The following is a 22,427-nucleotide window of genomic DNA, read 5'->3' on the forward strand; positions in this document are numbered from 1 at the left end:
CCATTAATGGAGGGAAATCATGTCAAAAAAGTATCCTAGTTTTGTAAAGAGTGAATTTTTTGTAGATGAACCTGGTAATTGGCACTTAAAAGAGGGTGCACCAGATGAAATGAAAAAAGAGTTAAAAGAATATGTGGAATCATTAAATGCGATTCAAGATGAACCAGGAACAATTGACAGTATTCATGTTCCATACCCTTATGGTGATTAACAAGAAGAAGACCGCAATCATATGATTACGGTCTTCTTCTTCATTATTATAGTACTGAAAAAGAATAAGTTGTAGATGTTTTATACTCATCATTAACATCTAAGACGCAAGGAGAGAAATGCGGAAAGTGTATTGAATCTGGCAGCCCTTGTGTTTCTAGGCAAATACCTAGATATTTTCTTGCTTGAGTGCCTCTTATTACAAAGGAGTCGTCCATCATATTACTTGTATATATAACAACGCTTTGTTCATCAGTTTCAACTGTTAATTTTCTCCCACTTTGTTCTTCAACTAAAGTGATTTCTTCATTATGATGATCGTCTAATAAAAATGGATGATCCACACCATTACCCGCTATTTGTATTTGTTGGTGATTTCCCTCAATCGCTTCCTTTATAGCTTTACTATTTCTGAAGTCAAATGGAGTGTTGCCCACTTTAAGAAATTCCCCTGTAGGTAGTAAGTTTTCACCTAGTTCTAGAAATTGATTACTTTTTAGTTGCAGTTTATGTGATAGGATATCATCTTTTAGATTTCCACTTAAATTAAAATATGTATGATTTGTGAGGTTAACTAAAGTCTTCTTGTCTGATGTAGCACTGTATGAAATCTTCAGCTCGTTATTATTAGTTAAAACGTACGTTACATGTACGGTCAAGTTTCCAGGATATCCATTTTCACCATCTGGACTTAAATAAGAAAACTCAACTCCAACTTCTCCGTCATGCTGAAACTCTTTTGCAGCCCACAGTTTTCTGTCAAATGCCTCTGGTCCACCATGTAAATGGTTATTATTTTCATTTTTCGGTAACGAATACTGTTTACCATCTAACTCAAATTCGGCATTGCCGATTCTACCAGCAACACGACCTACGATTGTTCCGAAATATGGTGAGTCATTTAAATAGCTGTCAATATCATCAAAACCTAGGACAACGTTTTCATAGTTTCCATTTTTATCAGGTACAATGATGTCAGTAATAATACAGCCTAATGTTATACATGTCACTTTCATGCCATGATCATTTTCAAGAGAATAGCTGTATACGTTTTCGCTATTAAGCTCTCCGAAAGTATTTTTAGTTATATTCATCTTTCTCTCTCCCTTAAAACACTTTTTTGTTTTCCCATAAAGATATTATAACACAACTTGTTCATACATCTTTATCTATATAATTAATCATGTATTTTTCGATTCCTGCTAAAAACGGAAATTTTCTTAATCAAAACCAGATATTACTTATTTTTGTTCAGTGTGGCAATGAATGATGAAATCTCTCTATTTGCCGATTTCCATCTTTTCGTTGGCACTTGATGGTTTGTTCTTTTGAAGAAGACAACTCTAAGGTTATTCGTTCTTTTTTTAAAATAAGATAAATATTTATTAATCAAATCAGATCTCGTTCCATACATCAAAAGAATAGGAACGTTAATTTTATGAATATCATTTATCAAATTACTTCTTAATACTACTTGATAGTATTTATACCAAGCACCAGGTTGACATTTCTCCATATGCTGAATAAGCAATTCTCTCAATTTTTTGTTTTTTGTATGACTAATAGCTAACAATTGACCTAAAAGTTTTTGATGGTGTTTAACCATGTACATGCCTGCCTTGTGTTCCCACTGAAATGCTGTATTTATAACTGCTGGATATCCACCAAATAAAATAAGTCCACTTACCCGATTTGGATATGATATACATAAATTTTGAGCAATTACTCCACCGGCAGAATAACCACAAATAACAACCTCTTCCAGATTCAGCTTATCTAATAGTTCAATGAGCTCTTCACTATAATGACGAATTGAGACTTCACTGGATTTTATCCGTGAGCTATCTCCATGCCCTGATAAGTCAGGAACAATGATTCTCATTTTTTCACTAAGTTTCCTTTGGTAATAAAACACGTGGCGCCCCATCCCAGGTGGATGTATAAAAAGTACCGGTGTCCCTTGTCCCAAATCATCATACGCTATTATTTTATTCTCATTTAATTGAACAGTTGGCACTGTATTTCCCTCCTTATAGACGTCTTGTCGTATTATTCCACATTCTTAATTTGTTACCCATCAGGATTGGAAAATATTTCTTTCAATAAAAAAGAATAAATATTGTTTATCGTGCAATATTAAATATCAACAACGATACAGCAAGGCAACAAGGCAGTACATCTTCTTCATTTATCTGGGGTTAACCTAGATGGTTAATGGATTGGTGCAATTCCAACCTAACCCACCAAACAATACATTTATAAAAGGAGATGGATTATCATGGCAAGCAACAGTAACAACAATTCTAACCAATTAGTAGTACCTGGTGCTTCTCAAGCGATCGACCAAATGAAATACGAAATCGCAAACGAATTCGGTGTAGATCTTGGTGGAGAAACAACATCTCGTGCAAATGGATCTGTTGGTGGAGAAATTACAAAGCGATTAGTTTCTTTTTCTCAGCAACAATTAGGCGGAGAAACACGTAACCAGTTTTAATCAAGATAAAAAATAAAATAAATTTGGCTAAGGGCATCGTAAATTACGATGCCCTTTTTAAAATGAATTTAATGAAAAATTTTGAGATGGTTACTCTAAAAGAGAAGTCAAAAAAATTTGGGAGTTGACGTAATGGTAAATGAAAATTTCGATCAATTTATTAAAACTGAAGCAAAACATGAAGCAAAATATTTAGGTTCTACACAACCATCACATGGAAAATATAAAAACATCAGTGAATCAAATACAAGAGGCGAAACGAATGAATCTGTTGGAGCAGTTGGTAGAGACGTTTATGACGAGGAAAATAAATAAAACATAAAAAAATAGGGTCTGACAATCAGACCCTCTAACCTATCTTCCTTTAATAAACATTTGCACCCATGCTCCGTGATAAAAGCCAACACCTATTGCATCAAATTCAGGCTTTAAAATATTTGCTCGATGACCTGACGAATTCATCCATGCATTCATTACTTCTTGAGGTGTTTTCTGACCTTTTGCTATGTTTTCTCCAGCATATGAATAACTAATGCCAAATGTTTTTAACATATCAAAAGGTGATCCGTAGTTAGGACTTGTGTGAGAGAAGTAATTAGAATTAATCATATCTTCCGCTTTCTTTTGAGCTACATTTTTCACATCAGCTCTATGTGTTAATGGCTTTAAACCAGCTTTAGCTCGCTCCTGATTGACCAGTTGGACAACTTGATCTTGGAAGTTGCTTACACTACCTGCAGAAGCCTTTAGGCGAATAACCTCACCAACATGCATGTTTCTTGGCTCAACATTTGGATTTAGTTCCATAAGCTTTTTATAATCTAAGCCATATCTTTGAGCTATGTACCAAAAAGTATCGCCAGGAGAAACTTTGTAAAATTCAAATGGTGGTTCCTTAAATGTTTTAATTTGTCCATAGGACACGGCCGGAATCGCTAATAAAAAAACAAAAGTTGCAAGTACTAGTTTTTTTAGCATCATGTCTTCCTCCAATTTAATTATTCATTTTTCCACCACTATAGTTTGTCTTAGATCTTGAAAATCATTCATTAAAATTTCACAAAATTATGATGATTAATAGATTATTTAAAACGTTTTATAACAAAAATGAAAAAGAGGCTGGCCTATAACACGGCCAACCTCAAAATGCGATGAATTTATTGACAATCATTCATATTTCTATGGTAATTGAACGTTTAAAGCTTTTAGCATTTCATAGACAGCAGCTTTAATGTCTTCTGACTGGTTTTCTCCTTCAAGAGCAGCATTAATTTGTTGCTTGAACTCTTGGACAACTTCTTTTACTTCTTGTTTATTCATCGTTCTTATTCCCACCATTCATATTTTGAGTAATTTTATCAAGTGGAATGTTTAGGCCTAATCCTTGTAACATTTCAAATACGGCACCTTGAATCTCTTGGCCACTTGCTCCTTGTTTTTTTAAATCAGCGATTTTAGATGATAAACTTCCAATAGCTTCATTCATTTTTTGATTATCCATGTTTCACCTCATGATTGATTTAAAATTGAGCGAATATTCGCACATAGCTTTTCAGGATTTTCATCTTGGAAAATATTTCGACCAATGGAAATTCCATTCGCACCAGCACTTACAGCATCGTCGATCATTGTCAATAAATCATCATTCGAACCTAATCTCTCTCCCCCTGCAATAAGAACAGGGATTTTCACACCAGAAACAACTTGCCTAAACGTTTCCGGTGACCCACTGTAATTTACTTTTACAATGTCTGCCCCGAGCTCTTCTGCTACACGGGCAGCATGACGTATACGTTCTGGATCAAATTCATGTACTTTTGAGCCGTCACGTACATACATCATCGCAAGCAATGGCAATCCCCATTTATCACATTCTTCAGCGATTAAACCAACATCCTTAATCTGTTCCGCCTCAAATTGCGACCCAAGATTCACATGAGTTGAAATCGCCGTAGCTCCTAAACGAATCGAGTGCTCTACTGAGGATACAAGCTCTTTTCGCATACTTTGAGATTCTGGAGCTAACGCTGTTGAAGCAGATAAATGAATAATTAGCTCACCTTTATTGGAGCCTAATGCATCTGTTAGATACCGAACAAGTCCTTTATGCACAACAACAGCATCCGCTCCTCCGTCAAATACGGCATTTACTGTTTGATTGATTTCCGTTAAACCAGTTACAGGACCTATTGTAATACCATGATCCATTGGAACAATTAGTAACTTATCGGAATGATGATATAATTTTTTCAGACGAATTTCTTTACCGGACATACAAATTCCTCCAATTTATTCTATCTTTCAATAATTGTTTCGCTAACTTTTACACCAACATGACGACCTGGTTCACAAATGTAAGACAATAATTCATCTCCAGGCTTAATTGTTGAAGCATTACGAGGCTTGCCGTCTGCACTCATAATACGGATGTGCCAGTCATCCTGTACAACAACATTCAATTCACGCTCTCCTACTTTCCCTTTGATTAACAGCATTGGACGAACTTCAGTTTTAATACGACCAACCGTTAATACGCGTGTTTCACCTTTTGTATTCACACAAAGAACTTTGTCTCCAGCTTTAAGATCACTTAAATACTCCGCTGCATCTTCAGGCTGCCATACATAAGAATGAACTGCACCTGCATTAACACGAAATGGTCTTAAGTTCATATATGGTAAATAATGTGTTTCAGAGCAAACAAATACTCCTCCACCTGAAGTGGAACCAATAATCATTCCTTCATCTTGTGTCATAATGCCTGTTGTATCAATACAAGCACGAACACCCATACCAGCATGCACAACATCCGTAACAACCATTGGGTGTAATTCTAAATTTGGCAAAGATTGTTTTGACATAAATGCAGTTAATCGTTTTACTTCATCAACATTTGTTGTCGCAAATAAAACACCGTCACTACCTTTTTCAAGTGTTCCATACGCAATTTCTGTATCAATTGCTGTGTTAACAGCACGTAATAATACAGTGTTACTTTCTTCTAATCTAGCAATAATTAGTTCAAGTGGAATGTTTGTTGGTAAGTCAAAATCTACTGCAGCATAGTCATATTCACTTGCTTCTCTCGAACAACGCTCTAGCATTTCACGATTATCAACAGAATAAAAAATACATGTTTGATGACCGCGTTTTTTCGCATCTGCTAAAACTTCTTGACTATTAGAAAAAACGGTGTCTTCAGCAGGCACTTGCTCTAATTCTTCACTGCTGCTTACTTCTGTAATGAATGTCATTTTTTGTGGGAAATATCCTTCTTGACGCTGTTGAAGAGAAACTAGTACTTTATCAATTGGAGAATGATTAATTAACTCCCAAACATCCATATTTTCAACTGAGACTCCTCTACCGTCATACCATACTTGCCTAGCTTTTTGTTGCATATTAATTAGCTCCTTCCGATCTGCTCATTTTTAATAAATTTTCTGTTTCTTGAGTTGATAAAAAGTAATGTGGTTTTGCTACCATGCCAAAGGATAAATCATCAGATCTGTCATATAATGCTCCTCTATCTAAGAGGATAATAGAAAGGGCAACTCCGTATTTTTCTTTCAATCGTTCCACATAGTCGCCTAAGACCTGATCATCTTTTGTTTCTTTTTCAATAAAGATATAGAGATGAGAGTTGATTTTACCCGCTGACCAAAAACGCCTTGCTGGTAAGGGTGAGATCATTTTCTCTAATTCATGCATATCAAAAGACATACGATCAACCGTAATTAGATTTTCTTTTCTACCTCTAATAACAAAAGAACGATTTCTACCACAGGAACAAGGATGTTCTACTACTTGAACTAGATCTCCGGTTACATATCGGATCATCGGTGTTGCCCGTTTGCGAAGAGTAGTTAACACTAAATTTCCAATTTCACCATCTTTTACATCTGTTTTTAAATCATCTGCGAGAACTTCGACATGAAAATAATCTTCAAATACATGTAATCGTTGTGATGAGCAATCAACCATTGTTGTACCTACTTCGGTCATCCCATAATTATCAAATACAGGTACACCCCATATTTCCTCTATTAATTTTCTACGAAACGGTGTTAATGGTTCACCAGCAGTGCAAATAGCTCTTAATGAAGGGAAATCCCTTTTCGGATTTAATCCAAGCATTTCTGCTACCTCAGCAAGCATGATTGCTTGTAAAGAAATACATGCCAGTACCGTTACATTTAACCTTTTTACTAAATCAATGACTTTAGACATTGGTGTAATTGTTGTTCGACTATCAGCAGGTACAACACACCCGCCTTGCCTTTGTACGGCACGATGAACAAAATGTGAAATCGTTGAAAGTGCGTAAGGAAATCGGATTAGAACAATATCACTTTCGTTAAAAGAAGCACCACAGCTAGCGATACCGCTCGTAATTTCATCAAGATCTTTTTCGTTATACCATACTGATACAGGAGTACCTGTTGTTCCAGAAGACTCATGGTATTGTGACAGAGAACTTGAAGAAGTTGGCAAAAGACCAAAAGGTGATTGCTCTCTTAAATCAGATTTTGTTGTGAATGGTATATTTTTTATGTCTTCTAATGAATGTAGTGGTAGATTTTGAATTCGAGTAGAGTAAAATGGTGATGTTTTTGCATAGTTTAGTACTTCATTTAAAGCAGCAATCTTGTCTTGTGTGTTCATCTTAAACACACCCTTATTTCATCTGTAAAAGATGTTTAATGTTTTGGGATAGAATTTCTTCACGTTCACGATCTTTTATCTGTAGCTTCATAATTTTTTCAAGCTCTATTCCAGGATGTGATAACGGGTATTCTGATCCAAATATTACTTTTGATGATCCAATTTTCTTAACTGTTTCTTGGATGTGAAGAAAATTGCCTGTTGATGTTTCTAAATAAAAATTTGATAAATTTTTTGCCGCCTCTAACGCTTCCTGATCAGCAGGACCAAACCCCATATGTCCGATAATAAAATTCGTTTTAGGAAACTGTTTGGCAAGTTGAATAAACTTAGCTGTGGAAGCCCCTGGACTATAAACCACATGAGAATAAACCGGAAAACCATAATCACCACAAAGATCAGCTAAACTTGTAATACCTTTTGAGGCAAAGGAAAATTGGTGTGACAAAGGTGATAGCTTTAATCCTTTAAATCCTTGTTTTTTTCCTTTTTCCAGCTGTTTGTTAACATCCTTGTCGTGAGGATTAATGCAGATAAAACCTTGAATGTTTTGATTTGCTTTTATAGCCTTTTCTACATATTGATTGTCAGGAACAGGATTATCCGGCTTTGCTCGACCTGTAATATATTCAGTCATTTTACGAACATCAAGCATCGCACCAGGTACTGCCACCCCTTGGTCAATTCCTGCTTCTTTTATTACTTTTAAATACATCTCTGTGTTTCCATATTCTGTGTCAGACAAATGTGCATGTGCATCAATAATCAACTTTTTTCACCTCTATTCATAAACAACACGTACTGTCTTCCCTTGAGGTCTTGGTAGTTTATCAACAAACTCCAGTTTAAACGGAATTCCAGATGCAAACTCCAATTTACTTTCTAGTGAATCTGCAAGATGATTTGAAGCTTCAACACCTTCAGCAAGTTCACATCTTACGTGGATTGCTTCATTATCTCCTTCTTTTGCCAAAACAAATTCAAACCAGTTTCCAATTTCAGGCTCACGCATTAAGAACTCTTCTAAATAAAATGGTGAAAGTGATGTTCCGTTATATTTAATTTGATCAACAACTCTTCCTCGTAAATAGAACTTAGGCATCGTAACACCACAAGAACATGTTTCAGACTCAATATAGCCTATGTCTCCAGTTCGGAAGCGCAAAATTGGTGTATCATAACGAAGAGCACTTGTTACAACAATTTCACCAATCTCCCCTTCATCTAGTGGTTCACCTGTTTTTGGATCAACAATTTCAACGATTGCATGAGCTTGAGCTAGGTGATAGCCATCATGGCTGTCACATTCAATACCTAACACGCCACATTCAAGACTTCCATAAAAGAAGTTTGCTGTAGCTCCCCATAGCTCTTCAAGACGTTCACGGAATGCAGGAGAACAACCCTCTCCTGTGATCCATAATTTCTTTAATTGCAAGCTTTTTAACTCAAATTGTTGTTCTTCTGCTTCTTCTGCAAGCAACATTGCCCAAGAAGGCGTTGTAATGACAACATTTGGTTGTAAGTCTTTCATCATTTTTAACGTTTTCTTTGGTGTAGAATAAGCTCCACCTTTACCAGCAGGGATAACTGTTGCTTCACAACCCTCCATAAATGTTTTATGAAAAGCTAAACCTGCTGCGCTCATTTCGTACGGCAATGCATTTAAGCAAACATCTCCGGGATCTACTTCAAAAAGCTGTGGATAGCGTGGAGCAAGATCATGTAAATAATAATCATTCCACGTATACATCATATAAATCTCTTCTCCACCTGTTGTACCAGTCGAAACCTGAACAAGTGCAATGTCTTTTTTATCAACTGTTAATAGGATATACGGTTTTCCACGTAGTTCGTCTTTTGTTAAAAAAGGTAATTTGCTTAAATCACTTACTGATTTAATGTCCTTCGGCTTCATGTTTACTTCATCTAACTTTTGTTTGTAAAACTCATTTTTTTCATATGCATTTTTGACGATATGCTTTAACGATTCTAAATGATACGAGTCAATCTGTTGCTGTGACATTTGATCAGGATGAGTGGTACCATTGAAAAATCGCTTTATTGTTAAAGGCATTCTCACCTTTTTGATCTTTTTCTCAAATAATGAGCTCATTCTTCTTCACCTACCTGATGTGCAATTCGACGAGCATATTCTGAATGTGGATCCTCTTTCAGAAGAGTTTTCCAAGTTTTCTTTGCTTTGTCTATGAAACTAGTTTTTTTGTATAAATGCCCTAAATCATACAACAGTTTTACATACTGTTCTTTTGTAATTGGAGCATTTTCACGATTGTTTTCATATGCTGATTTAACCGATTTAAAATCTTTAGCTGCTTTATCGCTAGTATGGAAAAATCCTTCCGGCAGACACATATAAATGCAGCCTCGCAAGTATTTTAATTCGGGGTCATCAGATTTAATGCATGATTTTAATAGTTTTAAGCCTTTAATTGTTTCACCAAACATTTCTTGTGGATCATTTGCGAATTTGCCCATTAACGCAACAGATGCTGCGTAGTAGGTTTTAGCAATTTCACAATCTGGAAAAGCATCTTTTGCTTTTTCCCATGCTTCTAAGCTCTGTTTAGCCGCGACCTTACTACCTTTTGCTCCTAAATGATGCATTTCTTTTGCAGTTTCATATAGCTTTTCTTTTGTTACAGTAGAAAGAGTACGAAGATCAATTTCCTTATAAGAGTGAATGGATAGTTTCTCTTGTACACTATCTTTTATTTCTTTGGAAGGTCTGAGCTTTAATAGCTTATTCCATGTTTCATGTGCAGCTTCAAGCATATCTAACTTTTCATATGCAAAGCCTAAATCAAATAGCAGTTGATGATGTGTGTTTGCTCCTGCTTCTTTAAGATAACTTTCAGCTTTTAATAATGTTTCGATATCACTTACAGCGATTGCAGCTCTTCTAAAGAAGAGTTCAGGTAATCGTAAGCAGTGTCTCGAACGAATCGCACGTAACTCATACAAGGATGGATGTTCATTAATTAAACTATCCATTGCCTTCATAGACTTAATAGCTGATCCGAACATTTCGTACGTGTTAATAGAATCCCGACCTTGCATCGACTGCAGGTCAATATGAATCATTTCCACCTCTGGGGAAGGATTGGTTAATACAAATACATCAAAGAAATTCATGGCTTCTTTTACATCATCAGCATCACCATATAAGGCCCTTTGATAATATTCCATTGCTTCATCAGTTAGCCCTTCATTAGATACTTCATAATTACTGTTCACTACTTTATGGTTATCATCAGCTTCATTGAAATGTCCACCATGTTTAAGTGCTTTTAATTTTCCTTGGTAATCTGTAGCTTTTTCTAGTTGGTTTGTTCGCTTATAAGCTTCAACTAAGTTCTTTAATACTTCGGTATACTCAGCTTCAGATAAAATGGAAGAATCCCCTTCAAACGCAGTAACCAAATATGAAAAGTCCTCAATTGCAGTTGACGTTCGTTGAAAATATAACTCTGGTAGACGATAGCATACATTTCCTCTTAAAAATCTTGCTAGAATTAGATCAGGAGATGTTTCAACAACTTCGTCTAGTTGTTTTAAACCTTCTAATGCATATTTCATTTTGTCTGTTACACTATTTGCATCTCTTGCTAGAAGAGTTGTCGCACTTCCATAGTAAGCTTTTATTTCCAAATTTTTAGGCTGTTTTTTAGCCAGCTCTTTTAGTGATGCATATGCTTTCTTTACAGCTAGTTTATTGCCCTTAATCCCTGCATCATGATCTTTAATTGCTTCTTCTAAAGGTGACTGAATTTGTGCAGGTCTCTTATTCGACAAAGCTTCTTCTGTTTTAATCTTTGAAGGAATATTAGAATTTGTTGGTTCTTTTACTTGGTGATTCATTGCTTTAGTAGTTGCTGCTTCCATATTATTTGATTTTGGCTGGGTATATTGTGCAACTTTTTTATTGATTACTTTTTTTGCTTTATTCATAAAGGGATTTGTTTTCATTAGAGATTCCAACAAATCTTCTCTTTTTCTAAAACTCAAATTTATTCACCCCCTGAATTCCTTGCCTGTTCCACAAGTTTTTTATAATTTCCGCTATTTATTTTTAGTAGTTTCTCCCAAGTATTCTCGGCATTCTCAGAATCACCGATTGTTTGATATGAACTACCTAGATTTAATAGAAACTCACAGTATTGGTCTTTCGAAATATCAGTTTTCTTTTTTTCATAATCACTAATTAAAAACTGAAAATCTTCAATAGCTGTTTTTGTTCGTTTAAAATACATTTCGGGCAATCGATAAGCAACGTTTGCTCGAAGCATTCTTATTTCTGTGTGATTTGGTTCTGCCTTCACTGCCTTATCGAGAGCTTTTAATCCTCTTTTTGCTAAGTTCATTTTTTCAATTAAATCAGGGTGATCTCTTGCTATTAGGGCAGATGAACTTCCAAAATATGCTTCAACAATACTATGATTCATAGCTTGAAGCTTTATTTTTTTCAAAATATCATAGGCTTTTTTTGCAGCCTGTTGATCCCCATCAATTGCCTTTTGATGAAGTTTTACTGCCTCTTCAAAGTCTTGTTTCCAATCACCTTTTTGATCAGTCAATCCTTCCACCTCCTTTTAACCAATACATGTTCGTAAATCTATCTCACTCAATCTTCTTGAGTACATTTACAACTTATGTGAACGATAAAGTATGGTGATAGACATTAATGGAAAAGAAGATATTTGATGATAGAGTCTACAATGTAAGCGATAACATTTTAATGATTCTTGATGATCTTATTGTTGTATAGACTATTAAACCTATTAAAGGAAGAATTTTAAAAATGTGCTTTATGAGCTTAAGTATTCTTATAAGAGGTGAGTTAAAGGAAAGATTAATACTATTTGAGCAAAGAACAAAATTCAATATCCCCAAAAATATAAATCATGTTAAACATAAAAAAACCATCAGATTTTGTCTGACAGTTAAAAAAGAAGGATAAAACTAATTTATTGAAGATGACTAGGAGGTGTTGGTCTGTGTTTACCTTTTGTTATTTCAGTAAATAAAGTGGTATCCTGTGTTGATGATTGATTTTGCTGCATATTAAGGTCTAATGGAATGAACCCCATTGATTGTTTTATTTGCTGAATTTCCTGTAAGATCATGTTTATATCTTCTTTTGTTGCTGGCTTTTTGTTCTCTTTTAGTTCAAAACCAATTTGCCCATTTGGTTCTAATGTTGCATATTTAATATCTTCCATCTTATTAACATTTGATTGTCTTAACTTCATTTCCAATAAGTCAACTGAAAGACGAAGCTTTTTTAATTGATCTTCTTGTAGTTTGCCATCTTTAATTAAGATTTTTGCTTTTCCTGAAATGAATTTCTCGAGTTTATCAGATTTAATTTGAGTAAATTCCACTAGGACAAGGGTTAGGACGAGAGTTAAACCAACTACTAATGTGGTCCACACATTTTTCCCAACTAAAGGTTGTACAAGTAAAGATCCAATTCCAATCATAATTACAACTTGAGCCAATGTCATTTGCGAGATTGACTTTCTTCCTGCTATCCTTAAGAGGATTGTCCCACCAATCACAATAATGACACTTTTCCAGATTAAATCCAAATCCATGGTTCATAAAACCACCTTTATAATTAGTTTGCATTATTTTTTGTTAATTCCCTTATTTTATGCCTTTTTAGGAAAGAAAGGATAGAAATGAATGACAAACAGATTCAAAATAATTGATACAATTCGCGGCCTTGCATTGTTTGGGATACTTCTCGTTAATATGAAGAGCTTTCAATCTTCAGAGTTCATTGATACGATGTTCGGTAAAACTTCTTATAAAGATGATTTTGATCAAGGACTTTATTACTTTTTGCAACTGTTTATTCAAATGAAATTTTACCCCATGTTTTCCTTTTTATTTGGATTGGGTTTTTATCTTTTTATGATTAAATCAACTCTTTCCAACTTTGTTTCAAGAACACTTTTTCTATTTTTGATAGGAATGATTCACCTTATCTTTATTTGGTATGGTGACATTTTACATGTTTACGCGATAACAAGTGTGTTTCTCATCTTCTTCCATAAGCTTTCGAGCAAAACGGTTGCAATATGGAGTATAAGCTTATTATTTGCTTATCATTTTTTTCTTTTCATGACTATATTCGTTCCTGCTTCGACGATTCCAACAGCGAACCAAAGTCAAGTCGCATTAGAGTATATTCAAATGTATAAGGAAGCTCCTTATTTTGAGTGGGTGTTGTTTCGCTTTAACATTGAAGTATTGCCGGTACTTCAACAGCTACCAATTGTCATGATTCCTGTATTAGGATGGTTTTTATTAGGTTTGTTCGCAGGAAAAGAGAAGCTATATGAGCGAAACCATACAAATATAGTTCGTATGAAAAACTGGTGGAAAATTAGTTTATTTTTAGGCTTGATCACAGTATGTTTGAATGGACTAGCTTTACTCACAAAATTTGATGACAGTATTGCCTATTTTCTTACTAGCTTGAGTGGTCTTTTTCTTGCTGTTTTTTATCTCACGACGAGCTATTTGTTTAGCAGTCGGACTTTTTTCAAGAAGATTCTTTCCCCCTTCCAATATGTTGGGAGAATGTCACTGACCAATTATTTAGCTCAATCCGTAATCGTCATTTTCTTTTTTCGTTTTTTTCAGTTGTATAACACCCTAACTCTTACTGAAGGGTTGCTAATTAGTGTAGCTATCTTTTTTATACAGCTTTGCTTTAGTTATTTATGGTTATTATATTTCCACTATGGTCCAGTAGAATGGATTTGGCGCAGCTTTACTTATCAAAAAATAAGTCCTTTTTTCATAAACAAAGAATTAAACACGTTTAAGATCCAAAAATAAATTCCAAATTGTATAACAGCGAATAAAACAGGTAAAAATAAAATGTTGATAATTTTTTAGGAGGTTATACGAATGGATATGAATCGAGTAAAACAAATTTTATCTTCATCTGCTGATATTAAAGTCATGTATAATGGTAGTTCTGTTTGGATTGATGAGTTGCATGAAGAGCAAGGAATGGTTACTTGTCATTTAAGAGGGCCACTTGAAGAACGTTCACAGGTAAGTGTTGCAGAGCTAAAAGAAGTAGAGTAATAAGTGTGTCCAAAGGATAGTAAAATATGCTAATCAAACATGATATAAAGTAATGACATAGGAATTTGTTAACATTTATACATATTGTTAGAAAAAATGTGTATAATGTACTTAGTACTAAATCTCCTTACTAAAGGATGTGTTGATATGAGATTTCAACAACAAGTTGAAAAACCACCAGAGGTAAGCTTAAAAATTTGGACTTGTGGATCAGAAGATTGTAACGGTTGGATGCGTGATAATTTTAAATCAAACGAAGAGCCTGATTGTCCTCTTTGTGGACACGCAATGATTGAAGGAGAACGCACATTACCTGTTCTAGAGAATTTTTCCGCTGTGAGCCACAAAAAGGAATAATTTCATACACAACAGTAATACTGTTCAAAATAAAATTCCATGTTTTTACATGGAATTTTATTTTATTTCAGGACGAATTATGCAATATGTAGTATATTGTCTGTTAAGAAGGTTTGCCGCATAGTATTGCGAGGAAACAATGAAGGTAACCTGAGGTGTAAAATGTCTTGGATTGATGAACAACTTATGAAGCATATTTTTGTGTACAGTAGATCCATTCGATCCCGTTGTTGTAAAAAACATACCGAACGGATGGAAACTAATTGGTAGAGGTAATTTTGCAGCTGTATTTACTCATCCTTCTTTAGACGGAAAAGTAGTAAAGGTTTATGCTGAAAACCGTGAAGGAATTACAGAAGAAATCATGGTTTATCAAAAACTTGGAAAACACAATGCATATTCAAGATTATATGAGTATGGTGAAAGATATCTTGTTCTTAAAAATTTAGTAGGAATTACGCTTTACCAAGCTCTTAGAATGGGAACATTTATACCAAAAACTGTAATTAAGGATGTAGACAGTGCCTTACAATTTGCTAAATCAAAAGGACTAAATCCTACTGATATACATGGAAAGAATATTACAATGAAGGACGGTAAAGGGTATATAGTTGATGTTTCTGACTTTCTAAAAACCTATTCCTGCCCTAAGTGGAAGCACTTTAAAAAGTGTTACTATTTAATCTATCTACCATTATTTAAAAACATTCGTATCCCTTTCCCTTATTGGCTACTAGAAAGAATTCGCAAAAGCTATCAATTTTACTTACTAGTAACTGGCTTTAGAAGAAAACAAGAATTATATAGCAATAAAAATAGAATGAACTAAATATAAATCGCTAGGGCTAATTATAATCATCACAAGAAAGGCACGCTGCTAATGGTGCGTGCCCTTTTGTTATTCTTCTCCCTTTGCTTTTTTATTTGTTGCAATAACAGCCTGTTGGACAAGTTGAGTAAACTGACCATGTTGTAACACCTTGATCCCTTCTGCTGTCGCACCTCCGGGTGTTGTTACTTGTTCCCTTAGTTCCCGCGCAGAAAGATTTCCTTTAAGCATCTCTGCCGATCCTATTACCATTTCGTTCACTAATTTCTCAGCCACTTCAGATGATACCCCCATCTTTTCTGTAAACTCTATTAGTGTTTCAACGAAGAGATAAACAAAAGCTGGTGCACTCCCTGTAACGGCAGTTAAGTCATGAATTTGTTGTTCCGTGCAATATTGTGATGCCCCAATCGCATTTACTAGCATTTCCATTTGTTTCTTATGTTTATCTGTGACAAACTTTCCATATGTATAAAGTGATATGGAATGACCGATAGTAGCCGCCGTATTTGGCATAATCCATCCAACAGGAGTGTTAGGTGGAAGGTTAGCCTCTAAATAGGCAGGTCCAATTCCTGCTGCTACTGTTACAATTAACTGGTTAGTTATGTAAGGACTTATTCTCTTAAGAATATCTTTATGTTCACCGGGTGGTATCGCCAAAACAATAACATCTACTCTTTTAATAAACATTTCAATATCATGTATTGCATTAGCTTTATACTTTTTAGCTAATTCAGTAAGTCTCTCTGGATTTGATCTGTTCGAAACATATATATAATTTATTTGTTCATCGCTTTTTTGGTATAGCCCAGATATGATTGCCTCAGCCATTCTGCCTGCACCAATAAATAAAATCGAATTTTTCATCCTTTACCTCTTTCTTCTCATATTTTATTTCCTATTACGATATGTTATTTTGAAAAATTCTTCAAGTTAAACTGTTAAGTCTAAAAGGCCACAACAATAGTATATTGATACTTATTTGACTTTTTTACATAATAAAAGGAGACGCCTATAAAGACGTCTCCTGCGTATTGAGGCGAAAAACTGCACGCCACATCGTGCATTTAGCCTTCCGGCATGTTTTTCGACTTACACAATTCAGCTCATCGCTAGATAAATATAACATAATGCTAGCAATAAGGAAAGAGGAAAATTTAAGAAGAAGATATACCCGAAATTTTCTTTATTTAATCACAATAAAAGAAAGTTAGTCCAATACTACCAAATTAACTAGTAACACGCATTTTATGTTTAATTCATCTTATTTTGTGTAATAGACTACTATAACATTTAAAGGAGGAAGTTAGGATATGAAACCTTATATTGAAGAATTCCAAAATGAAGACAAGCTGGAGCAAGCTGTTAATAATCTTAAAAATAAAGGTGTACAGGCTAATGACCTTTATGTGTTAACACATGATGACGAACGAACAGAAAGAATTTCTGATAAAGCAGAAACAAATGTGATTGGTATTGAGGAAACAGGTTTAAATCAAGCTGTTGAAAACTTTTTTAGTAAAAAAGGTGACGAACTCCGAAATCAATTATATGAAATAGGGTTATCAGAAGATGAAGCACAAACATATGAAGAAAAACTTGATGAAGGAAAAGCTTTATTAATTGTAACAAATGCTGAACAATATCATTTAGTATAATGTAAATGACAGGGAGCTCTAGAATATTAGAGCTCCCTGTCCCCTTTCATTACCCTCATTACTTTCAAGCTACCCTCACTTACCGATTATCTCTAAACTTTTTGTACAAATTAGACAAGTTCTCCTTTCTAAAGTCATATAGTTAAATTGAGACATGCTTAGGGGGGATATGATGCGGTTTATTTTTATTCGCAAGAGCTGGTTGTTTTTTCTTTTTGTCGCAATTGTCATGGGTAGCTTGTATTACTTCTCGAATGATGTTGTGCCAACATTTCAAAATAGCGCTGAAAAAGATACGAACATTGTTATAAATATGGTAACCGGAGAATTTACGACAACAACATCAGATGGTAAGAAAATTGAAGCTTATCGCTGGGATCCAGGTACAATTGTTATTCCACGAGATAAAGATATTACACTAAGTATTATTGGTGTGAACGGTGAGGAGCATCCTTTTTATATAGAAGGTACTGATATTAAAGGTACTGTTAAAAAAGGAGAAGAGACAGTTATTCCACTTCATTTCAAGGAAGAAGGAACTTATCGTCTTATTTGTGATACGCACTCTCATGATGGTCAACAAGTCCCAATGATTGCATACATTGTTGTTGATTAAACACTTTATCAATTCTTAGTTAAAAACAGGTAATAATACCTAGTTTATTTAGTGTACAAGCGGGTATTTAACAGATATCAAAGAAGAAAGGCAAGGGTGAGTAGTTTTGAAGATTGTCATCTATAAAGAGGAATTATATGAAATATTTTATACATACACCAGTGGATACATAGAGCTTAAAAAACTCGAATCTGAGATTGATGATATCATACTAGTCCACCATTCCGAGGTATCACCGCTTGAATCTAGTGCATAAACTGAATTTTTTCAAGTTAATCATAAAAGGAAAAAAAGCAAAGCGTATTGTGCTTTGCTTTTTTTATACAGTTATCTTACTTAGATCGCTCATAGGAATCTAATAAATATTGAACGAGCTTCTCATCTTTTGATAAATGAACAGAATAAGTTCTTTTAACAAAGCGTTCTGCTTCTTCATAGCTTGAGAATTGATTTGAAAGTAACTTATGATTTTTTTCGATATTCCAAATATCTTCTTTATTTTTGTAAAGTAAGAATTGATCCTTTTCAGCATTTTCGAAATGCGAACAATGATTTTTTAAGTTCATTTTATTGTGAATGAAGTCTGTGCGTAATGGCTTTATTGAAAAAGGTTTTTCAATAAATTCTTTATAAGCATCGATTGTTAAGGAACATCCAGCTGCTTTTGCATGCCCCCCACCACCATATCTTGAGGCAATTTCAGAAACATCAGTATGATCATGTATTGTCCGAAAACTAATCTTTTTATTTCCCATATTTAATATTGAAATACAATCAAGGTGTGGATGTTCCTTTCCTAATTCATTTCCTAATTCAGAATGATAAGATTCAGCGTGAACAATCCCTATACATACATCACCTAAAAACGATTGCACTAACTCTCTTTTTTTACGTCTAATGTAACGTTCCGTTTTCTTTTCTTCAATATCGAGAATTTTCCCTTCAAACTCACTAAATGAAAAATGATCAAATGTTAACAACCTATCTAACATGCTTGCTTCAAACTCTTCTATTGATTGCATATATAGAAGATCATTTAATCTTTTAGCTTGAATATTCTCATTCTTTTCCCATTCCCACGTATCATATTGACGTACTAGTTCAACATACTCATCCAAGATTGGTCGAGACGATATAATGTTGTTCTCAACTAAGTAGGAATAAAGAAGTGATGTAGCAGAAGCCAACTTTCCTTCTTTTTCTTCTACCTTCACAATTCCCCACTCATACTGATTACAGTGAAGAGCTGTTTTATGATGATCAATTAATCTTATCTGTCCTCCATTTTTGGAGAACTTTTCTAACTTCTCCTCATTTTCTTTATTAACAGATAAATCAGTTATGTATACTTCCTTATCTAAGTCCTGCTGATCAAGCAATTGCTCAACATGATAATCTAAACTATTGACAGAATGGTAATGTACTTCAACATCTTCCTTAAACGCAAATTTAGCAAGAATGCCACAACTTACCCCATCTAAATCATTATGTGATAATAAAATTTTTTTCATAAATCCACCTTCTACCTCAACATGGTTAAAATTGATTTCAATATATGTAAGTATTTGTTTTAATGATTGATCTATTCAATCTATTTTAAAATTTTTACCTATTTTTAAAACAAAAAGAGGATACAAAGGACCAGATAGGCCCAATGTTTCCTCTGTTTTTTAATCACATACTCTTTTACCGAGAATAACTAAATCTCGTTCTACACCATCCATGTTTGCAATTCTTGGTAGGTGTGCCCATCTTTCAAAATTGTAGCTTTCAAAGAGCTTAATACTAGGTGAATTGTGACCAAATACAAACGCTAACAACGTTTTTAATCCCAGCTCGGGACTTTGAGATATAGCCCGCTCCATTAAAACACGAGCGTAGCCTTTTCCGTGAACCGAAGGATCAAGATAAATACTTACTTCTGCTGTTGCATCATAAGCAGGTCTCCCATAAAAAGATTGAAAGCTTAGCCAGCCAACAATAGTGCCATCCTCTTCTAACACCCATAATGGTCGTTGATGTGCGTTATGTTCATGAAACCACTTTAATCTGCTTTCTACAGTCACCTCTTGTAAATCAGCTGTTGCAAGCTGCCCTGGAATAGAGCTGTTATATATTTCAACAATCCTAGGAAGGTCATCAAGATTTGCATCTCTTATTCTACGATTCTGTTCACTCATATTCTGTCTTTCCTTTCGTCAAATAACGTCGTCTTCTTATTATAAAATAAAAAAGGGTAGACAAAAACTACTTTTTTGCTTCCGGAACAAAAATTGTCGACAGATGTCGAGCTTTTCGATCATTTGATGGTTCATTATCTAATACTTTTTTATATACTTGTGAAAGTTCTTGAATAAATTCTTGAAATTCTTGATCTGTTAAGTACACCATAGCCTGCCGATAACTTACTCCATCTTTTATTAGATCAATATTTTCTTGGTTTAAATAATTTTCATACTGTCCAAGTAGATGAGTCATAAAGGTTAAAAATAAGTTTAAATGTTCATCTTTAGATAATTTTGTTAACTCTCTCTTATTAGATACCTCATGTTCATTTAAGGCATAGATTTTTTCGACCGTACCTCTTATTTGGTTCTCCTTTACAACTTTTATAACTTCAGCCTCTAATAATTTATTTAGATGACGATATAATGTTGCTTGTGGTACATCTGTTAATCTAGCTGCAATTTGCTGAACAGTATATTCTTTGCTTCCTATTAGTGTTTGAACGATTTTCATTCTTACTGGATGAAGGATTAGTTTAGCTTTTGAATCCACTGAGGTGACTCCCCCTTATAAAAATAACCTCTATAACACAATAGTTATCATTATCAATTATAATAATAATATACTTCATGTCAAATAATATAGATTTTCTACTAAAACAAAAAAGAATGACAGTTTCCCGTCACTCTTCAACGAATTATTCAATCACTTCAAAATAGTCTTTGTAATACCCACCGACTTTACCGGTATTGTCAATAACAAAGAAAAATTCCTCTGTTTCATTTTGTACATCATACTCATTTCCTGCTGTTAAAGCTCGATCTACCATATATTTTTCAGCATTCGTATGAATACATTTTACTTTCTTAACTGCTTTAGAATTTTGCCATGTTTTATGTATCATATCTATCACCTCTCTTATTTCTTCTTTTATTTTAGCTGATAATAGTTAAAAAGCCAATTATTGTGGAATGGCAACTTCAACAGCCACACTTTTCTTTTTCATTTCATATTTTACATAAAGTAAGATTGGCAAAGCGACAATTGTTATCATCACTAAAGTACCAAAAAGATAAAATGGCTTGTTCGCTCCAAATTGCTCTAATAAAATTCCGCCAATCCATGGACCGATGACATTCCCAAGTTGTGTAAAACCCATAGCACCAAAATATGTTCCTTTTAGATCAGGCTTTGCAAGCTGATCGATAAGTAAATCTGTCATAGAGAACATTAAGATTTCACCAATCGTAAAAATGATCATCATCATAATTAATAGTGGCAATTCTTGACTAAAAGCAAAACCTAAAAGTCCTAAGCAAATGACCACATTCCCAATCATTATTGAAACAAGCGGGGAATATTTTTTTCCAATTTTTATTAATGGAAATTGCAAAACAATAACTGTAATTGCATTTAAAGTTAGTAAATATGAAAATAATTCTGCTCCATTTTTGAATAACTCCGAGCTTGAAAAGTATTGCGGCAGTGTTGAGCTAAATTGAGAATATCCGGTAATACATAATACAAGTCCAACAAGACTATATAAAAAAATATGATCTTTACGGACAATTTGGACTGCATCTTTTAACTGAACAAGGTTATTATTCGTTATGTTTACTTTGTCATTGTATTTCCTCAACGTATATAGTAAAACCATTCCATATAGAAAATACGTTATTCCCGCAAATATAAATGGAGTTGTGCTAGCAGCTGCCCCAAGTTTAAGTCCGATTAACGGTCCAAATGTAACACCGACATTTATTGCTGTATAGCGAAGATTGAAGATCACTAAACGATTTTTTTCAACCGTTAAATCTGAAAGCATGGCCCTGGAAGTTGGTTCAAAAACAGAACGACATAAACCGTTTAATGCATTCATCATAAAAAAACCTAAAATGGAATGAGTAAAAGCAAACCCTACAAAAACGAGTCCCCAAGCAAAAACAGAGATTAACAGAACTCTTTTTCTTCCCCATAAATCTGATAAATATCCACCATAAAAGCTTGATGCAATGCCAACAAGAGAGCTAATTGCGATGATAGCACCTGTTGTAGACGGTGATACATGTTTTTCCTGTGTTAAGTATATGGCTAAAAACGGTATACACATCGATGTTGCTAAACGTCCAAATAAAGTCCCGATTAAAATATTCAATGTAACCGGACTAACATCTTTTAACTGTTTCCACATTATGTTCCCTTCCATCTTCTAATAGAATAATAATTTATTATACCTGA

Annotated in this window: 29 protein-coding genes; 10 read left to right on the top strand and 19 right to left on the bottom strand. The window is 34.2% G+C overall.

The features are described from left to right. The first annotated feature begins 19 nt into the window (after positions 1 to 19). The gene (locus D9842_RS10135) at positions 20 to 211 is read left to right on the top strand and encodes a hypothetical protein (RefSeq protein ID WP_121662422.1); all 192 of its coding nucleotides are present in this window, start codon (positions 20 to 22) and stop codon (positions 209 to 211) included. Positions 212 to 257: 46 nt separating this feature from the next. Here D9842_RS10135 and D9842_RS10140 read toward each other — a convergent pair whose 3' ends face one another. Both D9842_RS10140 and D9842_RS10145 read right to left on the bottom strand, forming a co-directional pair. Next, positions 258 to 1,304 (bottom strand): aldose epimerase family protein, encoded by a 1,047-nt coding sequence (locus D9842_RS10140; RefSeq protein WP_121662423.1) that lies wholly within the window; start codon positions 1,302 to 1,304, stop codon positions 258 to 260. A 143-nt stretch (positions 1,305 to 1,447) separates the two neighbouring features. After that, entirely contained in the window at positions 1,448 to 2,227 is a 780-nt protein-coding gene (locus D9842_RS10145) for an alpha/beta fold hydrolase (RefSeq protein WP_121662424.1), read from the bottom strand. Between the two features lie 261 nt (positions 2,228 to 2,488). On the opposite strand from D9842_RS10145, the gene D9842_RS10150 reads away from it, so the two are divergent. Then, positions 2,489 to 2,707, top strand: a complete 219-nt coding sequence (locus D9842_RS10150) for an alpha/beta-type small acid-soluble spore protein (RefSeq protein WP_121662425.1) — start codon at positions 2,489 to 2,491, stop codon at positions 2,705 to 2,707. Positions 2,708 to 2,839: 132 nt separating this feature from the next. Next, positions 2,840 to 3,022 carry a hypothetical protein gene (locus D9842_RS10155; protein WP_121662426.1) on the top strand — a complete coding sequence of 61 codons (183 nt, stop codon included), beginning with the start codon at positions 2,840 to 2,842 and terminating at the stop codon, positions 3,020 to 3,022. Positions 3,023 to 3,061: 39 nt separating this feature from the next. On the opposite strand, the gene D9842_RS10160 is transcribed toward D9842_RS10155, so the two are convergent. The 11 genes from D9842_RS10160 to D9842_RS10205 all read right to left on the bottom strand — a co-directional run bounded on the left by D9842_RS10160 (position 3,062) and on the right by D9842_RS10205 (position 12,990). Next, positions 3,062 to 3,685, bottom strand: coding sequence for a CAP domain-containing protein (locus D9842_RS10160; protein ID WP_121662427.1), 624 nt, complete (start codon positions 3,683 to 3,685; stop codon positions 3,062 to 3,064). A 201-nt stretch (positions 3,686 to 3,886) separates the two neighbouring features. After that, on the bottom strand, positions 3,887 to 4,027 hold the full coding sequence (locus D9842_RS25845; protein ID WP_162987391.1) for a hypothetical protein: 141 nt from the start codon (positions 4,025 to 4,027) through the stop codon (positions 3,887 to 3,889). Then, positions 4,020 to 4,208 carry a hypothetical protein gene (locus D9842_RS10165; protein ID WP_121662428.1) on the bottom strand — a complete coding sequence of 63 codons (189 nt, stop codon included), beginning with the start codon at positions 4,206 to 4,208 and terminating at the stop codon, positions 4,020 to 4,022. The genes D9842_RS25845 and D9842_RS10165 overlap by 8 nt, the downstream gene beginning before the upstream one ends. 8 nt (positions 4,209 to 4,216) lie before the next feature. After that, positions 4,217 to 4,981: a 2-amino-3,7-dideoxy-D-threo-hept-6-ulosonate synthase gene (locus tag D9842_RS10170; protein ID WP_121662429.1), complete on the bottom strand. Its 765-nt coding sequence runs from the start codon at positions 4,979 to 4,981 to the stop codon at positions 4,217 to 4,219. A gap of 20 nt (positions 4,982 to 5,001) precedes the next feature. Next, positions 5,002 to 6,108: a 3-dehydroquinate synthase II domain-containing protein gene (locus D9842_RS10175; RefSeq protein ID WP_121662430.1), complete on the bottom strand. Its 1,107-nt coding sequence runs from the start codon at positions 6,106 to 6,108 to the stop codon at positions 5,002 to 5,004. Between the two features lies 1 nt (position 6,109). Next, on the bottom strand, positions 6,110 to 7,372 hold the full coding sequence (locus D9842_RS10180; RefSeq protein WP_121662431.1) for a phenylacetate--CoA ligase family protein: 1,263 nt from the start codon (positions 7,370 to 7,372) through the stop codon (positions 6,110 to 6,112). Between the two features lie 13 nt (positions 7,373 to 7,385). Beyond that, positions 7,386 to 8,141: an amidohydrolase family protein gene (locus D9842_RS10185; protein ID WP_121662432.1), complete on the bottom strand. Its 756-nt coding sequence runs from the start codon at positions 8,139 to 8,141 to the stop codon at positions 7,386 to 7,388. Positions 8,142 to 8,153: 12 nt separating this feature from the next. Next, on the bottom strand, positions 8,154 to 9,488 hold the full coding sequence (locus D9842_RS10190) for a phenylacetate--CoA ligase family protein (protein WP_121662433.1): 1,335 nt from the start codon (positions 9,486 to 9,488) through the stop codon (positions 8,154 to 8,156). Beyond that, a complete protein-coding gene (locus tag D9842_RS10195; RefSeq protein WP_121662434.1) occupies positions 9,485 to 11,401 on the bottom strand; it encodes a tetratricopeptide repeat protein in 1,917 nt (638 codons plus the stop codon). Before D9842_RS10195 ends, D9842_RS10190 begins: the two co-directional genes overlap by 4 nt. 2 nt (positions 11,402 to 11,403) lie before the next feature. Continuing rightward, the gene (locus D9842_RS10200) at positions 11,404 to 11,970 is read right to left on the bottom strand and encodes a tetratricopeptide repeat protein (protein WP_121662435.1); all 567 of its coding nucleotides are present in this window, start codon (positions 11,968 to 11,970) and stop codon (positions 11,404 to 11,406) included. 390 nt (positions 11,971 to 12,360) lie between these two features. Next, positions 12,361 to 12,990 (bottom strand): DUF421 domain-containing protein, encoded by a 630-nt coding sequence (locus D9842_RS10205; protein ID WP_121662436.1) that lies wholly within the window; start codon positions 12,988 to 12,990, stop codon positions 12,361 to 12,363. A gap of 91 nt (positions 12,991 to 13,081) precedes the next feature. Here D9842_RS10205 and D9842_RS10210 point away from each other — a divergent pair, with 91 nt between their 5' ends. The 4 genes from D9842_RS10210 to D9842_RS10225 all read left to right on the top strand — a co-directional run bounded on the left by D9842_RS10210 (position 13,082) and on the right by D9842_RS10225 (position 15,686). Then, entirely contained in the window at positions 13,082 to 14,245 is a 1,164-nt protein-coding gene (locus tag D9842_RS10210; RefSeq protein ID WP_121662437.1) for a DUF418 domain-containing protein, read from the top strand. 72 nt (positions 14,246 to 14,317) lie between these two features. Next, positions 14,318 to 14,500: an H-type small acid-soluble spore protein gene (locus D9842_RS10215; RefSeq protein ID WP_098799307.1), complete on the top strand. Its 183-nt coding sequence runs from the start codon at positions 14,318 to 14,320 to the stop codon at positions 14,498 to 14,500. 147 nt (positions 14,501 to 14,647) lie between these two features. Beyond that, complete coding sequence (locus D9842_RS10220; protein WP_098799306.1) at positions 14,648 to 14,857, top strand: cold-inducible protein YdjO-related protein; 210 nt, start codon at positions 14,648 to 14,650, stop codon at positions 14,855 to 14,857. A gap of 199 nt (positions 14,858 to 15,056) precedes the next feature. Beyond that, positions 15,057 to 15,686: a serine/threonine protein kinase gene (locus tag D9842_RS10225; RefSeq protein WP_121662438.1), complete on the top strand. Its 630-nt coding sequence runs from the start codon at positions 15,057 to 15,059 to the stop codon at positions 15,684 to 15,686. A gap of 69 nt (positions 15,687 to 15,755) precedes the next feature. On the opposite strand, the gene proC is transcribed toward D9842_RS10225, so the two are convergent. Next, positions 15,756 to 16,556, bottom strand: a complete 801-nt coding sequence (proC, locus tag D9842_RS10230; RefSeq protein WP_121662439.1) for a pyrroline-5-carboxylate reductase — start codon at positions 16,554 to 16,556, stop codon at positions 15,756 to 15,758. Between the two features lie 446 nt (positions 16,557 to 17,002). Between proC and D9842_RS10235 the strand changes: the two genes are divergently transcribed. The 3 genes from D9842_RS10235 (at position 17,003) to D9842_RS25850 (ending at position 18,219) form a co-directional block, all read left to right on the top strand. Beyond that, a complete protein-coding gene (locus D9842_RS10235; protein ID WP_121662440.1) occupies positions 17,003 to 17,347 on the top strand; it encodes a YflT domain-containing protein in 345 nt (114 codons plus the stop codon). Positions 17,348 to 17,519: 172 nt separating this feature from the next. Then, positions 17,520 to 17,963, top strand: a complete 444-nt coding sequence (locus tag D9842_RS10240; protein ID WP_121662441.1) for a cupredoxin domain-containing protein — start codon at positions 17,520 to 17,522, stop codon at positions 17,961 to 17,963. A 106-nt stretch (positions 17,964 to 18,069) separates the two neighbouring features. Further along, the gene (locus tag D9842_RS25850) at positions 18,070 to 18,219 is read left to right on the top strand and encodes a hypothetical protein (RefSeq protein WP_162987392.1); all 150 of its coding nucleotides are present in this window, start codon (positions 18,070 to 18,072) and stop codon (positions 18,217 to 18,219) included. A gap of 76 nt (positions 18,220 to 18,295) precedes the next feature. Here D9842_RS25850 and D9842_RS10245 read toward each other — a convergent pair whose 3' ends face one another. The 5 genes from D9842_RS10245 to D9842_RS10265 form a co-directional block, all read right to left on the bottom strand. Further along, a complete protein-coding gene (locus D9842_RS10245; protein WP_121662442.1) occupies positions 18,296 to 19,474 on the bottom strand; it encodes a DHH family phosphoesterase in 1,179 nt (392 codons plus the stop codon). A 159-nt stretch (positions 19,475 to 19,633) separates the two neighbouring features. Beyond that, the gene (locus D9842_RS10250; RefSeq protein WP_121662443.1) at positions 19,634 to 20,143 is read right to left on the bottom strand and encodes a GNAT family N-acetyltransferase; all 510 of its coding nucleotides are present in this window, start codon (positions 20,141 to 20,143) and stop codon (positions 19,634 to 19,636) included. A gap of 67 nt (positions 20,144 to 20,210) precedes the next feature. Continuing rightward, on the bottom strand, positions 20,211 to 20,741 hold the full coding sequence (locus tag D9842_RS10255) for a helix-turn-helix domain-containing protein (protein WP_251395900.1): 531 nt from the start codon (positions 20,739 to 20,741) through the stop codon (positions 20,211 to 20,213). 145 nt (positions 20,742 to 20,886) lie between these two features. Next, entirely contained in the window at positions 20,887 to 21,093 is a 207-nt protein-coding gene (locus D9842_RS10260) for a DUF6501 family protein (RefSeq protein ID WP_121662444.1), read from the bottom strand. 57 nt (positions 21,094 to 21,150) lie between these two features. Beyond that, on the bottom strand, positions 21,151 to 22,380 hold the full coding sequence (locus D9842_RS10265; protein WP_121662445.1) for an MDR family MFS transporter: 1,230 nt from the start codon (positions 22,378 to 22,380) through the stop codon (positions 21,151 to 21,153). Positions 22,381 to 22,427 lie beyond the last annotated feature (47 nt).

The organism is Metabacillus litoralis (assembly GCF_003667825.1).
Taxonomy (GTDB): Bacteria; Bacillota; Bacilli; order Bacillales; family Bacillaceae; genus Metabacillus; species Metabacillus litoralis_B.